Source organism: Pedobacter sp. SYP-B3415, assembly GCF_004138205.1.
Lineage (GTDB): Bacteria > Bacteroidota > Bacteroidia > Sphingobacteriales > Sphingobacteriaceae > Pedobacter.
This window is the reverse complement of the sequence record NZ_RXNQ01000001.1, coordinates 20,839-37,133: the sequence shown is the minus strand read 5'-3', so window position 1 is coordinate 37,133 and position 16,295 is coordinate 20,839. Positions and strand designations below refer to the sequence as shown.

Sequence of the window (16,295 nt, the reverse complement as noted above, 5' to 3'; positions counted from 1 at the left end):
ATTACTCCTTGTTTTTCATAGGCAGGTGGAACCAGTGAAAACCGTCTCGCGCAATAAGTGCTTCGGCTTCTTCAGGGCCCCAGCTGTCTGCCGGGTAATTTGGAAAGTTCAACGATTTCTTGCTTTCCCATGCATTGATAATAGGCATAACAAGTTCCCAGGCCGCTTCAACCTGATCGCCGCGCATAAACAGCGTCTGATCGCCGGTCATCGCATCGAGCAGCAGGGTTTCATAGGCTTCAGGACTGTCGGTATCATACGTGCCTTTGTAATCGAAGACCATGTCTACCGGGTTGAGGACCATATTTACACCCGGGCGTTTTGCCTGGACCTGTAAACGAATGCTCATCTCCGGCTGTATGCTGATGATGAGCCTGTTTTGCTGCCAGCTTTCTGTAACCTCCGGACTGAAGATATGGTGCGGAACGTCTTTAAACTGGATGGTGATAAGCGAGGAGGTCTGATTCAGGCGTTTACCCGTACGTACATAAAACGGAACACCCTGCCAGCGCCAGTTGTCAATATGGAACTTAACGGCTGCAAAAGTTTCGGTATTGGAGTGCGGGTCTACATCGACCTCAGAACGGTAGCCGGGAACCTCTTTACCTTCAACCCAGCCTTTGCTGTACTGTCCGCGCACGGTGCCAAACCGGATGTCTTCTGATGAGAAAGACCGCATGGCCCGAAGCACCTCAACTTTGCGGTCCCGAATTTCGTCTGCATCAAAACTGATCGGCGTTTCCATGCCGATCAGGCAGAGCAGCTGTAGAAGGTGATTCTGAATCATATCCCGCAGTGCGCCGGCACCCTCATAATAACCGCCGCGATCGCCGACGCCCAGCTGCTCGGTTACCGAGATCTGAACATGGTCTATATAGGAACGGTTCCACAGCGGTTCGAAAAGTGAATTGGCAAACCGGAAAGCCATCATATTCTGAACGGTTTCTTTTCCGAGATAATGGTCAATGCGGTAGATCTGTTTCTCGCTGAATATTTTGCTTAACAAAGCGTTCAGTTCTTTCGCAGTTTCAAGGTTATGGCCAAATGGTTTTTCTATAACGATCCGGCTGTTGTCTTCGTCCTGCGCAAGCTTATATTTCTGAAGGCATTCAGCAATGATCGGGAAGAAGTTTGGCGCCACCGCCAGGTAAAAAATAACCTGGGTGCTCGAGCCAAACTCTGCTTGTTTTTCTTCGATCTGTGCCTTCAGATTTTCGAAAGTTTTCGGGGTGTTAAAATCAGTGGGGCAGTAGTAAAGGTTGGAAGCAAATTCGCTCCATTTATCTTTTTCGGCCTTTCCTGTTCTGGAAAACTGGTTGACAGCGGTTTCAAGGGTATCCCTGAATTTTGCATCAGGAATCTCTTTTCGGCCGGTCCCGATAATGGCATATTTGGAAGGCATAAAACCTTCCAGAAACAGGTTATACAAGGCGGGACAAAGTTTCCGCTGGTTCAGATCGCCGGTGCCTCCGAAGATGACGAATATAGTTGGCTGGGTGGAATGTTTCTGTGTCATGATTGCCCTATAAGTTGTTCCAGTTGGCGTGGAAGGTGCCTTCACTGTCTATACGTTCAAAAGTGTGTGCGCCGAAAAAGTCGCGTTGTGCCTGAATCAAATTCGATGGCATCCGTTCGGTACGGATAGTATCAAAATAAGTCAGTGCTGAGCTGTATGCGGGCAATGCCTTACCTGACAGCGCGGTATCTGAGATGAGTTTACGCAGGGCCGGTACTGCCGATGAAAGTTTTTCCGCAACCTGCTGATCCAGGAATAAATGCTCCAGGTCTGCCTGCCTGCTGTAGGCCTGGTAAATATCTTCGAGCAGCGCCGCCCGGATAATACAGCCTCCACGCCAGATCTTTGCAATTTCAGCCAGGTTTAGCTCATATTGATATTGTTTAGATGCCTGCCAGAGCAGGTGCATGCCTTGTGCGTATGCCGTAACCATCGCCACATAGAATGCCTGCTCCAGTTCCTGTTCGGTGATTTGGGCTTCACCTGTTTGTTGGTCCGGATAAAGGGCCGCCAGGCTTCCGCGCAGCGATTTGTATTTGGACAGGTCACGGTTCGAAACGGCTTCGTTGATGATCGGAACCGGCAGCTGGAGGTCCATGGCTATTTCAGATGTCCACTTACCGGTGCCTTTGGAACGGGCCTCATCTTTGATCATGTCAACAAGGTCATTACCGGTTTTTTCGTCTTTGAAGAGAAAAATTTCAGCGGTAATTTCTACCAGGAATGATTGAAGCGAACCTTTGTTCCACCTGGAAAAGGTTTCATTGATCTGCTGGTTGCTGTACCCCAGCGTTTGTTTGAGTACCTGGTAGGTTTCAGCCAGCAGTTGCATAATGGCATACTCAATACCATTGTGGGTCATTTTTACAAAATGACCTGAAGCTCCGGGGCCGATATATGTAACACAGGCATCGCTGCCAACTTTCGCCGCAACAGCTTCGAGAATTTCTTTTACTTCTGCGTATGCTTTCTTATCGCCGCCCGGCATCATGCTTGGTCCGAAACGGGCGCCCTCTTCGCCGCCTGAAATACCCATGCCAAAGAAATGGAGACCAGCTTCAGCAAGCTCTTCCACACGGCGGGTCGTATCTGTAAAATAAGAGTTTCCGCTGTCTATGATGATGTCACCTTCAGAAAGCAGCGGCTTTATTTCCTGAATCACATTATCGACGATCTGACCGGCGGGTACAAGCAGCACAAGCGTGCGCGGTGTTTTTAAAGAACCAATAAACGCTTCGATGTCTCCAAAGCCTTTTAGCTGGTGTTCCTTTCCCTCTTCTTCAAGTTTCGCCAGCATTTTCGGGTCCTTGTCGTAACCTGTTACTGAAAAACCCTTGTCAGCCATGTTAAGCAGCAAATTGCGGCCCATGGTCCCGAGCCCGATCATGCCGAGGCGGTATTGTGAATTGGTGGTACTCATTGTCTACGCGGTATTTGTTTCGCGCCAAAAATAGAGTTTACCGATCAATAATGCTAACAATTGACGGGCGAGAATGGAACAATATTTCTTAAGGGTGACTTTTTATTTTTCTGCCGGATGGTTAGTGAAAACATCGTATTTTTCATTGGCCGACCACAGCCGCGCACCCCCTTTGATGCCGTCACGGTTTGAAACAATGCGGATGTTTTTGTCAAGCTCAAAGTCAAGATGCTTGGCATTGCCACCGCCGATATACAGGGTATCATAATTGAACACCGTCTTGTAGATGCCGATAACGCGTTTGACACGTTTGTTCCAGCGTTCTTTTCCGATCTCCTGCATGGTCTTTTTTCCGACGTAGTCGTCATAGTCTTCCGTTTTGCTTACGGGCATATGCGACAGTTCCAGATGGGGCAGGAGCTCTCCGTCGTAGACCAGTGCGGTGCCAAAACCGGTACCCAGTGTAAACACGATCTCAAACCCCAGCCCGCTCACCAAACCAAGACCCTGCTGGTCGGCATCATTGATCAGTCTGACCGGTTTGCCATAAATATCTGCTATCTTCTGCGCCAACGGAAAATCATTCCAGCTGTCTTTACCAAGATTCGGCGCAGTCTGTACCCGCCCTTTTTTTACATAACCGGGAAAGCCCATAGAGATCCGGCCATAGGCATCACCAAGCTGATCAGTCAGTTCCCTGATTCCCTTAATCACATCTTCGGGCGTAGCCTCTTTAGGTGTCGGTGTTTTGATATACTCAGAAACCGGCTCACCCGCAGGGGTAAGAATGGTGGCTTTAAGACTTGTTCCGCCGATATCGATGGTAAGAATATTTTGATCTGCGATGCTTTGCGTATTCATGGGCTATGGTTAAACAAATAATAACGGCTAATTTATCATTATTAAGTGCGTAAACATTAAGGCTTTTTCAACAATTTGCACAAATACCGCATAAATATTAATATTAATTCTATAGATTTAGTATATTTTTTGTTTGTTTGGAAAACCTTTGAAAACGTGATGGACAATCTGAACTATGCTGCGTTTGCTGCACCTGCTTTCTTCTTCTTTCTGTTCCTGGAATATATGCTCGCCAGGAGACAAAAAAAAGCCCACCTTTTTAACTACGAAGGGAGTGTAGCCAATATCAGCATAGGTATTGCAGAACGCCTGCTGAACCTGTTTGTTTCTGTCGGTTTCTACAGGCTCTATGAATGGGTTTATGCCAATTATGCCATTTTTGACATTCCAAAAACCTGGTGGGTATGGTTACTCCTGCTGCTGGCCACAGATCTTGCCTGGTACTGGTACCACCGTCTGGGGCATGAAATCAACTTCCTGTGGGCGGCCCACATTGTTCATCACCAGAGTGATGAATTCAACTTTACTGTTTCTGCCCGTATTACAACCCTACAGGCTGCGGTACGAACATTGTTCTGGTGCGCGCTGCCCCTGCTTGGTTTTGCACCGGTTATGGTCATGACTATTCTGGTCGTGCATGGCGCTTACTCTTTTTTTACGCACACACAAATGATTCCGAGAGTCAGATGGCTGGAATATGTGCTTGTTACTCCTTCAATACACGGCATTCACCATGCTTCCGATGAAAAATATCTTGACAAAAATTTCGGCGACGTATTTGTATGCTGGGATATGTTGTTCGGAACATACAAACGTGAGGAAGAGCCGCCCCGTTATGGCCTGACACACCCTTTAAAAAGTTATAGTTTCTTATGGCAGCATTTTCATTATTACCTTGAGATTGCCGAGGCATTCAGGCGCGCACGAACCGTCAAAGCGAAGTGGAACGCAGTTTTCGGTAATCCGGCGGGTATGGACCAGAACATCAGGCCGCTGCTTGAGGAACGGTGGCTGCAGAACCGCGGCGCACAGATTTATAAATACAAGTTCAGGGGTTATATTAATCTCCAGCTGGTCATCAGTGTCGTCCTCTTGCTCGCGCTTACCTTATTCTATGCGTATGTAGATGTGATCGCAGCCTCATGCGTTTTGTGCTTTATTTTGCTTACACTGATCAATATAGGCGCCCTGCTGGAACAGCGCCAATGGATTTATTACCTCGAATGTTTCCGTTTGATCCTGGTCTCAGGCTATGTACTTTACATTGCCGGTCTGCCTGAGCTTGCCCTGCTTCCAACCGTACTGCTGATCGTGCTTGAGCGAACATTTGAACTGGGCAGATATTACCGGAAGTACGTATTGCGTTACGAGCCGAAATGAGCGGTCTACAGCAACATTTCGGTTGCGATGAAACGAATTGTGGTTTGATGCAGGGAATTTTAATATACTTGTTCTGCCTGACAGTAAGTATCTCCTCTTGGCGAGTTTCGTCCAGAAGGTGTTTATGTTTGTCAAGTAAAACAATTTAGCAACCAAATTAGACCTATATTATGAACCTCAGATTCCTTCAGACATTAAGTCTGCTGCTGCTTGCCACGACACTTTTTGCACAGGAGCACCGCGCACCCGCTTATCCGCTGATTACCCACGACAGTTATTTTAGCATCTGGTCGGCCACGGATAAACTCAATGCTTCATCAACAACACACTGGACCGGGTCAGCACAATCATTACTGGGTTTTGTACGGGTTGATGGTAAAATTTACAGGTTTCTTGGTGCCGAACAGCCACAGTATGTTTCGGTTGTTCCTTCTTCAGAAGACGGTAAGGCAGTGTTTCAATATACTGAAGACACTCCCGGACCAGACTGGAAAAGCGCTGCTACACCGAGCAGCTGGAAAAGTGCCGAAGCGCCCTTTGGCGATGACCGTGTTTCAAAAACGCTATGGCGGTCTGCTCATCTCTGGGTTAAAAGGACCTTCGAACTCGAAGCGGCAAAAACAAAGAAATTATTTGTCAAACTTGACCATGATGATAACGTTGAAGTTTACCTGAATGGTAGAGAGATCTTCAGGAAACAAGGCTGGACAAATAACAAATACATCTACATTCCGTTACCCGAAGGCCTGGCCAGGGCCGGCACAAACACGCTTGCAATTCATGTTGCCAACACGGCAGGCGGCCGTAAGCTGGATGCGGGGCTGGTAACCGAAGTGCCGGGCCGCGGTGCACCCGCAGCTGAGGCGGTACAAAAGTCTGTAACAGTGACGGCGACAAAAACAAATTATACGTTTCGCTGCGGTGGTGTAGACCTGGACCTTGATTTCCTGTCGCCGCTCCTGCTTGAAGATCTGTACCTTGTCTCAAGGCCTGTTTCATATGTGAGTTATAAGGTCCGGGCGAACGATGGCAAGACACATCAGGTACAGGTTATGATCAGTACCTCATCAGACCTGGCTGTAAACCAGCCATCTCAACCCGTACAGGCAAGCCGCGGACATACAAACGGCGTTGCGTTTCTGAAGGCCGGAACGCTGGAACAGCCGGTTCTGCGCAAAAAAGGTGACGACCTGCGGATCGACTGGGGGTACGTCTACGTGGCCCTCCCAAAAGGATCGACCGCAACTCAATCCATTAGCCGTGCTGCTGATGTACGTTTGTCTTTTACCAACCCTGCGGGCGATGTAGGCGAGGGCCGGAGCCTGTCCTTGAATACGGCCTGGGACCTGGGCCGGGTTGGTGCCGCTGCAAAAAGCAACATGCTTATGCTGGGGTATGATGATCTGGATGCCGTCGAGTATTTCGGAAAACGTTTGAAAGCATACTGGAATACCGAAGGCGATAAAAAGTTCGAAGACGAACTTGTAAAGGCGGCTTCCGATTATCCTGTTCTCAAAGACCGTGCTGCGGCGTTTGATGACCAGTTGTTTAAGCAGGCTGTTGCGGCGGGCGGAAGGGAATATGCCGGACTTTGTGTACTGGCCTATCGCCAGGCCATTGCAGCGCACAAACTTGTAAACAGCCCTGAGGGTGAGCTTTTATTTATGTCTAAAGAGAATTTCAGCAACGGGTCTATCTATACTGTAGATGTAACGTATCCGTCTGCACCGATGTTTCTTCTTTATAATCCCGAGCTTGCTAAAGGCTTGTTGAACGGTATTTTTGCTTACAGTGAAAGCGGCCGCTGGAAAAAACCCTTTGCTGCGCACGATCTTGGAACATATCCGCTGGCCAATGGCCAGACCTATGGCGAAGACATGCCTGTGGAAGAATCAGGCAACATGATCATTCTTGCTGCTGCAGTAGCCAGGGCAGAAGGAAACGCGGAATATGCACGCAAACACTGGAAAACGCTCGGCATCTGGGCCGATTATCTGAGCAGGGAAGGGCTGGACCCTGCAAATCAGCTTTGCACAGATGACTTTGCCGGTCACCTAGCCAGAAATGCCAACCTTTCTGTAAAAGCGATTGTCGCTTTAGGCGCCTATGGATGGCTTGCAGGCCAGCTTGGCGAAACGGAAACGGCCAACAAATACACCGCGATGGCGAAAGACTATGCAAATAAATGGATGGTCCTTGCTGATGATGGCGATCATTACGCCCTGACTTTTGACAAGAAAGGAACCTGGAGCCAGAAGTATAACCTTGTGTGGGACAAACTGCTCAGGTTAAATCTTTTCCCGAAAGAGGTGTACGAAAAAGAAATTCGGTATTACCTTGGCAGGCAAAATGCCTATGGCCTTCCGCTCGATAGCCGGAAAACCTATACCAAATCTGATTGGATCGTGTGGACGGCGGGCCTGGCCGCCAACCGGCAGGATTTTTTGTCGCTCATAAAACCGGTTTATAAATATGCGCTTGAAACGCCCAGCCGTGTTCCGCTGAGCGACTGGCATGAAACCACCGACGGCAAACAGGTTGGTTTCCAGGCGAGGAGCGTTGTTGGAGGCTATTTTATTAAGATGCTTGAAGAAAAGTGGCGCGAGAAGTAAGATGACCCACCGACCAGAGTAGATCGATTAACGCTGGCCGATGAACAATTAGCCGGTCATTGCGGTTTCCATTAACAGAATGATGAAAAAGTTATATCTCTTAGCCGCAGCATTTGCGGCGGTCTTCTCGGGCAGCCCTGCGATGGCGCAGGAGGTTTCTGACCCTGTACAGGAAAATGCGACACTGCAGCTCGTAAGCCGGCAGTTCGCATTTACTGAAGGGCCTGCAATGAATAAAAAAGGTGAGATTTTTTTCACCGACCAGCCGAACAATACGATCTGGAAATTCGGGCTTGACGGCAAACTGACCTTATTTATGAAAAACGCAGGCAGGTCAAATGGCCTGTTTTTTCATCCGGATGGAAGCCTGATCGCCTGTGCCGATGAAAAAAATGAACTCTGGTCTGTTACGCCAGCCGGAAAGGTAAAAGTACTGCTTGGAAATTACGAAGGCCGTCTGTTTAACGGCCCCAATGACGTGTGGGTCGACAAAAACGGCGGCATATGGTTCACAGATCCTTACTATCAACGCGACTACTGGAGCCGGAAGGCACCCGAGTTACTACACCAGGGCTTATATTTCCTTGCGCCGGGTTCCGCTGCGGCAGTGCTGGTTGACACGGCTTTCCGCAAGCTAAACGGCCTTGTCGGCACGCCTGATGGAAAAACACTGTATGTAACTGACCTTGGCGGTGGAAAAACCTACCGGTACACGATTGACGGCCCCGGAAAACTAAGCGGGCGCACCTTGTTTGCTGAGAAGGGTTGTGACGGCATGACGCTGGATAGTCAGGGTAATGTGTACCTGAGTGGCAATGGTGTTACGATCTATAATTCTGAAGGCAGGGAGCTGCGACACATTAAAGTGCCTGAAGAGTGGACAGCCAATCTCTGTTTTGGCGGCAAAGACAAAGACATTCTTTTCGTCACCGCAAAACAGGCCGTTTACACGATCAGGATGCTGGTGAAAGCTGCGGAGTAAGATTGCTGGTCTTTTCCTGCAGCGCTTTATCATAAGCACGTGCAAGGATGCTTACCGCGTCCTTAAGCTCTGACTCGTTCATAGATGCAAAACCGAGTCGTACAAATGGTTGTGGCCTGGGGTTATTGCTGAAATAATCGGCCACATTTCCTATGTTAAGCCCCATCTCAAAAGCAATTTCAGCTACCCTTGCAGGTTTGACACCGTTCAGGTACTCCGCCCAGATGGCAAATCCGCCGTCAGGCAACCTGAAACGCAGTTTTCCGTTAAGGTGGCTGTTAAGGAGAGCGGCAAGCAGGTCGCGCCGTTCATGATAAATTTTATTCATTTTTTTCAGGTGCCGGCTGATGTCCCCGTTTTTAAGCAGGTTTGCAATGGCTTCTTCCAGCAATTGTTCACCCTGTCTGTCGATCAGCTTACGCAAAGTTGCTGTCTGACTGATCAGGTTTGCTGGCGCTACAATAAACCCGATCCGTATTCCCGGCGCAATCGTTTTACAGAATGAACCGATGTAAACCACGCTGCCATGACGATCGGCGCTGGCAAGGGGAAGTATCGGATTCCCCGTGTACTGAAAATCGAAGTCGTAATCATCTTCAAAAATGGCAAAGCGGTGTATTCTGGCCAGTTCGAGCAAACGGATGCGGCGGTCCTGGCTGAGACTAACCGTAGTAGGCATATGATGGTGGGGAATCACATAAACAGCCCGGACGCTTTCGATTTTGCATATGTCTTCAACGGCATCCAAATCCATGCCCTGGTCGTCTACCGGGACATACCTGACAAGCGCGCCCGCATGCTCAAATACCTCATTCGCGCCTTTATAACCCGGGTCGGCAACAATAATAACGTCATTCCGTTTAAAAAGCACCTGCGATACCAGATACAAAGCCATCTGTGCACCTTTGGTTATGATAATATTTTCCGCGCTGACGTTTAGCGCGCGGGTTTTTGCCAGAAAACCTGCAAGTTCATTGCGCAGATTCTCAGAGCCATGAACCGGACCATACATCAGGTACTTCGGTGTAAAACGATAGCTGCCGAAACGCCGGTATTCCCTGATCAGTAAGTCGATCGGCGCAAGCCTTGTATCGGGAAAACCGTCATTAAAATAAAGATGTTGTTCTGCCTGGGTAACAGCAGACATGACGTCCGGAAAAAGATTCTTATTCAGTTGAAAATAACTCTCCCGGGGATAGTCTTGTTTCGCGCCGCCCTGCATCATGGGTTGTGGCGTCAATTCAGGCAGCTGTCTGGCAACAAAAATTCCTTTTCTTGCTATGACTTCGACCCAGCTTTGGGCATAAAGTTCGTCGTACGCGGCAATAACCGTTTTACGGTGAACGCCGAGCGCGGCAGCCAGTTGCCTGCTGCCTGGCAAGGTTGCGCCGGGGGGCAAGGTACCCGACCTGATCTGGTTAATGATGTTGTTTGAAATCTGAAGATAAACCGGAACACTCAACGACTTATCGATTAAAATGGCGTGGGGGATGAGGGGCATCTGGACTATTGCATTTATAAATCCTGGACTATAAAGGTAGCTCAATTCATGCTAATTTTGGCAGCCAATCCGAAACTTCATGACACAAATTTCCAGTTCAAAAGCCTCTGCTGCGTATGTGATTCTTGCCTTTGCCATTGTCTATGTTGTGTGGGGCTCAACCTACTTTTTCATCCGGATAGCTGTAGACGGTTTCCCGCCCATGCTGATGGGCGCTGTCAGGTACAGTATTGCCGGTCTGCTGCTGCTTGGCTGGTGCGCAGTCAGGAAGCAGCCGGTCTGGAACCGGCGCGACATTGTCAATTCGGGCATTAGCGGTCTGCTGATGCTTTTCCTTGCCAACGGCATTGTGATTTGGGTGGAACAGGTATTGCCCAGTGCAATGGTCGCCATTATGGTATCTGTCAATCCGATGTGGTTTGTTGTGCTCGACAAAGCAAACTGGAAGAAGAATCTTCGCAACGTTGCGACATTGCTCGGGCTGCTGAGCGGCTTTATCGGGGTGCTGATGCTCTTCGGACAGGAACTCGGGCAACAGGCTGCGCAGCCAAAGGAGGGATACCTGCAGGGCATCATCCTGCTGATCTTTGCGCCGGTGGCCTGGGCGGCCGGTTCATTGTGGTCTAAAGGCAAAACCAGCGCTTCTCCCGTTTCTGTCAATACAGCCTGGCAAATGATCGTTGCCGGTCTGGCCTTTTTTCTGCTGGCAGCACTTCATGATGAGTTCAATGCCTTTAATCCGGCCAGTGTACCCCTTCGTTCATGGCTGGCGATAGCCTACCTGATCATATTTGGCTCGATTGCAGCGTTCAGCGCATATGTCTGGCTGCTTAAGGTTCGTCCCGCCACCCAGGTCAGTACGCATGCTTATGTTAACCCGGTTATCGCTGTGCTGCTTGGTGTGTTTTTTGCCGGTGAGCATGTTACTTTCTGGCACATGACCGGCCTGGCCGTTATTCTTCTCAGTGTGCTGTTGCTGAATCTTGATAAGTATGTCAGGAGACATGCCTGAGTCCAGATTATGGACTCCCGGCATTAGACCATACGCTATGTCGTAAAAATACAAGTGAAAACTAGCCCGATGCGGTAATTTGCGCGTTTAACCGATCAGCCTGACTACCAAATGAATGCTATTATAAATATCTACCGGCTTGCATACAGCGGTCTTACACGTGACAGCTGGCTGCTCAGCCTGGTCATGCTTATCAACCGGTGCGGAACCATGGTCGTGCCGTTTTTGTCTATTTATTGTATCCGTGAACTTCATTTTTCTGTCGGGCAGGCCGGAATCCTGCTGGGAATCTTTGGCATTGGTGCCATTATCGGGAGCTTTATCGGGGGCAAACTGACCGACTGGCTGGGTTTTTATGACGTGCAGGTCGGTTCCATGCTGATTGGCGGTGCGCTGTTTGTCATGGTCAGTTTTTTAAGGTCGTTTGAGGTGATGGCAGCAGGTATCCTGGTGCTAAGTATTTGTAACGAAGCGGTAAGACCGGCTAACACAGCCGCCGTTGCAGCCTACAGCGCCCCCGAGGCAACAACCAGGGCCTTTTCGCTCAATCGTTTGGCGATTAACCTGGGCTGGTCTGTTGGCGGTGGGCTGGGCGGTTTGCTCGCTTCTATAGACTATCACCTCATCTTCTGGGTCGATGGCATTACCAATATTTTTGCGGCACTGATGCTTCTTCGGCTTATGCCGCGGCGGGTTCAGGCCGGTAAAAAAGAGCATCAGCCGGAAAATACGCAGGAAGCGAGTCCTTATCGGGACGGGGTGTTTCTCATTTTTATGCTGTTCATGTTATGTTATGCCTCCTGTTTTGTCCAGTTCATGGTTATCCAGCCGGTATTTTATAAACTGCAGTGGGGATTCAACGAAAAATTCATCGGCTTTTTGCTTGCATTGAACGGACTGATCATCGTATTTATTGAGATGGTGCTGGTGCAGCGGCTTGAAAACCGCAGACATCCGCTGTTATACGCTGTTGCCGGTATCCTGCTCTCTGCGCTTGCTTTTCTTTGTGTCAACGTACTTCCTCCCGGAAAGAGCAACGCATTGGTTGTGGTTGTGCTGATTACCTTTGGCGAGATCCTGGCCATACCTTTTATCACGACTTTCTGGGTGGCGCGAACCACGGTTCGCAACCGTGGCAGTTATGCGGGTATTTTTGCAATGGGCTGGGCCGCCGCCCAGATCATCGGGCCTGCAGCCGGGGGGCTCGTGGTTGAACGTGCCGGTTTTCCGCTTCTGTGGTGGATCCTGTTTGGTCTATGCTTGTTTACCGCCTTAGCTTATTACCTGTTATACCATTTGCGGTTCAGGCATTGGCGGGCCGCGGCGGCTGCGCCGGATGGTCAATAAGCCGCATCCGGCCCATCAGCATGTCGTTTTCAGACACTGTGAACAGGCGCTGCGGGTGCTATTTTTGTATCATATATGTTTATTCATCATAATAAGTTATGAGAAAGAAATCAGCCACCACCCTGAACAGTTCAGCAACCGGAAGAACCGCCCTGGCGGGAAAAATCCTGTTGGTATTGTGCATCCTGTTTTTATTATTCGATGCCGTTGGCAAAATCATGCTGGAACCGCATTCCGTGAAGGGAACACTTGCCCTGGGTTGGCCCGCCTACACTGTCCGGCCTGTGGGGATAGTACTTCTGCTCGCCACAATAGTGTATTCAATTCCGCGCACACGCATTCCGGGCGCAATCCTGGTCACGGCCTTCCTCGGGGGAGCGACCGCTACCATGGTCCGCGTGGGTGAACCCTTTTATTTCGCAGTGGTGTTTGGCATGCTTGTGTGGACAGCTGTGATTCTGCTAAACCCGGTCCTGAAAAACGTACTTTTGGGACTAAAGAACAAGCGGTCAATTCTTTAAAGTTGGTTGTTCGCCAACTTTACCCTTTCCCATCCAGGATTTTACGGAACGTGTTCAGGTATTTTTCGATGTAGTCAGTCAGTGTCTTCTGACGATACTGCATAATAAAACGCGGGTGTTCCAATGCTTCTATTTTTGGAAAGAAATGGTGTTCCTGATTTAGCTTACGCAGAAACTTTTCATTCTGGCCGGTTCCAAGACAAAAACAACAATCGGTGAAGACACCCAGATCATGAACCTGCCGGATGTTCTGAACTATGTAAGCGATTGTTGCCTTTAACAGCGACGGACTGTCATAATAGTTGTAATTCTTTTCTTTGCCGTTTGCAGTTTGTGCTACATAACCCAGTGGTGAAAGCGAGTTGATAAAAAAGTCTCCGTAAAACTTTTCGGGTCCACCGTAGGCATTAATCATCTCGTATATGAAAACGGAAGACGGTTCGTGCGAAGCTTTGCCCTCATACGTTAAACCGCATACGGCCTCAAGTCGTTTCGGATCAGTGAAAGGCACCCCGGTAAGACTGGCACCAAAGCGGCCGGGGTTAATGCCGAGAATCAGGTACCGCGGTTTTTCATCATTATAATATTTGCGATAAAATGCTTCAGAGATTTCCAGCGCCTGCGGATTCTCCCGAAACGGGTTCATTACACGTATACCCGGCGGCAGCGGAAGACCGGTATACTCAAGTTTGCGGTTGTATGCGATAACCTTATCTGCAAAAGTCATAGGCAAAGATAAAAAAACAGTCTTTGATGCCGGTCGGCAAATCTTTCGTATCGAGTTGATTACAAAGGTTTTTTTACACTTTTTTTAAGTAGTATTGATTACACACACACATGTAACCGATATGAAAAAATTACTCATCATCGCGCTGGGCTGCTATGGCCTGAGCGCTGCGGCTCAGCAGCAGCCCGCTGGCAATTATCTCTACCTGTATTCAGATTCCGTGGTTCAGGCCGAACGCATCAGGCTAAGAGCTGATTTTTATGGTTCCCTGCATCTTCGCGTCGATTCTCGCCGGGTCCCGGCGGCGCAGGTAAAATTCTTTAGCAATGAAGAAGGGTTTTTCGGCAATACACGCCGCCTGAACCTGGGGGGGGTAAGCTCCTTTTCCGAGCGCATCGTCGAAGGTAAACTGAACCTTTATCAGCAACAGGCTTACGACGTAGATTTATCGGGCGAATTTGGGCGCTACCGGCGTCCCGTGCCACAGCGCGTTGACACCCGTATGTATTACAACAAAGGCTTTGAAGATTTGAAGCGCGTTAATTCCATCAATCTTATGCACGACATGGCAGACAGTCCGGAAAGTCAGGAGCTTTTGAAAAGGTACCAACGGAAGGTATCAACCTCGCGGGTGATGTACGGTGTAGCGGGCGCGGCGATTATCGGCGGACTTGCATCCTTCCTGATTTCCGGCTCGAAGTCGGTTGGTTCATTCGACAGCCGTATGCCGAGTTTCGGTGCAAGTTATGCTTTGCTTGGCATCGGGGCAGGATTCGCGCTAGGCGGATATGCTGTCGGAGCATCAGCCGGCAGGCATCTCGAAGATGCTGTTGATCATTACAACAGAAGGTAATGGTCTTTACTTCCGGGAGGCAGGCTGCCCCCGGAAGTATCTGTTTTTCCAATATTTTTCCGCTCATGTAGCGCCCTGGTAAGCCCCGGCGTTCTGAGCAACATAACCATACTGTAACCATGAAAAAGATGATGCTTTCGCTGTTGTTTCTGTTTGTCGCAGGCACAACCCTGATCTCCTGTAAAAAAGATGGCCTTACTTACCGAAGCGACCTGGAAAAAAGCTTTGACACCTGGCTTGCCTTTAAGAAGTCTTCTGCTGATTCATACAGCTATACGGTTCGATCCGCATCCTGGACCGGATATTTTACCGAGACAGTGATTACCGTTCAGGCTGGCGAGGTGACCGGAAGAAAATATATTGCTAAAATCCGAAAAGACAATGGTGCCGTGGAAACCCTCGGGCAGTGGACCGAAGACCGGACCGGATTAAACAGCCATTCTGATGGTGCTGCAACACGCACACTCAATCAGATCTATGACATGGCTCGAACCCAATGGTTGGTCAGGCGCGAAGATGCAGATACCTATTTTGAAGCCGCTAATAACGGAATTATTTCATCCTGCGGTTATGTGCCGAAAAACTGCCAGGACGATTGTTTTACCGGTATCAATATCACGGCAGTAAATGCACTGTAAATAGTTCTGCTGACAGAGCTGGGTCTATCGGTAACGACTATCTATCTATTGTCCGTTACAAATGAGGCGGATTTACACGGGGTATCATATAGCGGTCGCCACGGCCAAGCAATTTTACATTAAGGTCCTGGATGGAGATGGTTTTTCCTGTTCCGAAATCGAGGATATTCGAATCTGAAATTCCGAAGCCCTCAATGATCACAACCGTGCCGCTGCCCACAACTTCCAGTTCGTCGCCCTGCCGCACCAGCAAAGCCGTATCCTCCTCGATGCCGAGGCCTATACAGGTTGGGTTCGTGGCAACAACCTGCGCCATCCGGATAAAGCGTCCGCGATCAACGAAGTGTGTATCAATACAAACTTCTTTCAGAAATTCCAGTCCAGTGGTAATTTTAATCTCACCGACAAGCTGCTGGGCTTCTGCATTCCCGGCAAAGATCATCGGCGTAGACATAGCCATGGCACCTGCGCTGGTTCCGCCTATTACAACCTTATCATAGATATAGCGCTGTTTCAGCGTATATAACATCGGCGTTCCGCCGTATAATGAAGTTAATTTCAACTGGTCGCCACCTGAGAAAAATACGCCGTCGGCTTCCCTGATGCGATCGGCCAGCCCTGAGTCTTTAGCCTCGCCGCGGTTGTTATGATGAATATGACCAATATTTGCAAGACCAAGCTCCCGGAATGCTTTTTCATAGTCAGCAAAACTCTCCTGGCCTTCCGAACTGGCTGAGGTGATTACCTCAATTACCGGCTTGTCTTTACCTGTCAGTTCTAAAAAAGTTTTGAGTACTTCAAGCGGTTTATAATTCGCCTTCTGCACTTTTTTTTCGGGCGCACCGGTCTTGTCTTCATGGCCGCCTACGATGAGCAAAACTCCATTCGGTTGCGGACAGCTGTTTTCTTCTTTCATAACCAAATT

The 16,295-nt window shown here is 49.1% G+C and carries 14 protein-coding genes; 8 read left to right on the top strand and 6 right to left on the bottom strand.

All coding sequences use genetic code 11. The features are described from left to right. Nucleotide 1 precedes the first annotated feature (1 nt). The 3 genes from zwf to EJV45_RS00130 form a co-directional block, all read right to left on the bottom strand. Entirely contained in the window at nt 2-1,516 is a 1,515-nt protein-coding gene (zwf, locus tag EJV45_RS00140; protein WP_129713594.1) for a glucose-6-phosphate dehydrogenase, read from the bottom strand. Nucleotides 1,517-1,523: 7 nt separating this feature from the next. Beyond that, a complete protein-coding gene (gene gndA, locus EJV45_RS00135) occupies nt 1,524-2,936 on the bottom strand; it encodes an NADP-dependent phosphogluconate dehydrogenase (protein ID WP_129713593.1) in 1,413 nt (470 codons plus the stop codon). Between the two features lie 102 nt (nt 2,937-3,038). After that, the gene (locus EJV45_RS00130; RefSeq protein WP_129713592.1) at nt 3,039-3,797 is read right to left on the bottom strand and encodes an ROK family protein; all 759 of its coding nucleotides are present in this window, start codon (nt 3,795-3,797) and stop codon (nt 3,039-3,041) included. 159 nt (nt 3,798-3,956) lie between these two features. Here EJV45_RS00130 and EJV45_RS00125 point away from each other — a divergent pair, with 159 nt between their 5' ends. From EJV45_RS00125 to EJV45_RS00115, 3 genes are all read left to right on the top strand, one after another. Beyond that, nucleotides 3,957-5,177 carry a sterol desaturase family protein gene (locus EJV45_RS00125; protein ID WP_129713752.1) on the top strand — a complete coding sequence of 407 codons (1,221 nt, stop codon included), beginning with the start codon at nt 3,957-3,959 and terminating at the stop codon, nt 5,175-5,177. Nucleotides 5,178-5,347: 170 nt separating this feature from the next. Beyond that, on the top strand, nt 5,348-7,789 hold the full coding sequence (locus EJV45_RS00120; RefSeq protein WP_129713591.1) for a glutaminase family protein: 2,442 nt from the start codon (nt 5,348-5,350) through the stop codon (nt 7,787-7,789). Between the two features lie 79 nt (nt 7,790-7,868). Continuing rightward, a complete protein-coding gene (locus EJV45_RS00115; protein ID WP_240755146.1) occupies nt 7,869-8,771 on the top strand; it encodes an SMP-30/gluconolactonase/LRE family protein in 903 nt (300 codons plus the stop codon). Here the strand turns inward: EJV45_RS00115 and EJV45_RS00110 are convergent. Next, nucleotides 8,743-10,272: a PLP-dependent aminotransferase family protein gene (locus tag EJV45_RS00110; protein WP_129713590.1), complete on the bottom strand. Its 1,530-nt coding sequence runs from the start codon at nt 10,270-10,272 to the stop codon at nt 8,743-8,745. The genes EJV45_RS00115 and EJV45_RS00110 overlap by 29 nt on opposite strands. 79 nt (nt 10,273-10,351) lie before the next feature. Between EJV45_RS00110 and EJV45_RS00105 the strand changes: the two genes are divergently transcribed. The 3 genes from EJV45_RS00105 to EJV45_RS00095 all read left to right on the top strand — a co-directional run bounded on the left by EJV45_RS00105 (nt 10,352) and on the right by EJV45_RS00095 (nt 13,152). Beyond that, complete coding sequence (locus EJV45_RS00105; protein ID WP_129713589.1) at nt 10,352-11,284, top strand: EamA family transporter; 933 nt, start codon at nt 10,352-10,354, stop codon at nt 11,282-11,284. Between the two features lie 111 nt (nt 11,285-11,395). Next, nucleotides 11,396-12,631: an MFS transporter gene (locus tag EJV45_RS00100; protein ID WP_129713588.1), complete on the top strand. Its 1,236-nt coding sequence runs from the start codon at nt 11,396-11,398 to the stop codon at nt 12,629-12,631. A 98-nt stretch (nt 12,632-12,729) separates the two neighbouring features. Then, the gene (locus EJV45_RS00095) at nt 12,730-13,152 is read left to right on the top strand and encodes a DoxX family protein (protein WP_129713587.1); all 423 of its coding nucleotides are present in this window, start codon (nt 12,730-12,732) and stop codon (nt 13,150-13,152) included. A 19-nt stretch (nt 13,153-13,171) separates the two neighbouring features. Here EJV45_RS00095 and EJV45_RS00090 read toward each other — a convergent pair whose 3' ends face one another. After that, nucleotides 13,172-13,879: a uracil-DNA glycosylase family protein gene (locus EJV45_RS00090; protein ID WP_129713586.1), complete on the bottom strand. Its 708-nt coding sequence runs from the start codon at nt 13,877-13,879 to the stop codon at nt 13,172-13,174. Between the two features lie 121 nt (nt 13,880-14,000). On the opposite strand from EJV45_RS00090, the gene EJV45_RS00085 reads away from it, so the two are divergent. Continuing rightward, a complete protein-coding gene (locus EJV45_RS00085; RefSeq protein ID WP_129713585.1) occupies nt 14,001-14,732 on the top strand; it encodes a hypothetical protein in 732 nt (243 codons plus the stop codon). A gap of 119 nt (nt 14,733-14,851) precedes the next feature. Then, entirely contained in the window at nt 14,852-15,370 is a 519-nt protein-coding gene (locus EJV45_RS00080) for a hypothetical protein (RefSeq protein WP_129713584.1), read from the top strand. A gap of 55 nt (nt 15,371-15,425) precedes the next feature. Here EJV45_RS00080 and EJV45_RS00075 read toward each other — a convergent pair whose 3' ends face one another. After that, nucleotides 15,426-16,286, bottom strand: coding sequence for a cyanophycinase (locus EJV45_RS00075; protein ID WP_129713583.1), 861 nt, complete (start codon nt 16,284-16,286; stop codon nt 15,426-15,428). Between the last annotated feature and the right edge of the window lie 9 nt (nt 16,287-16,295).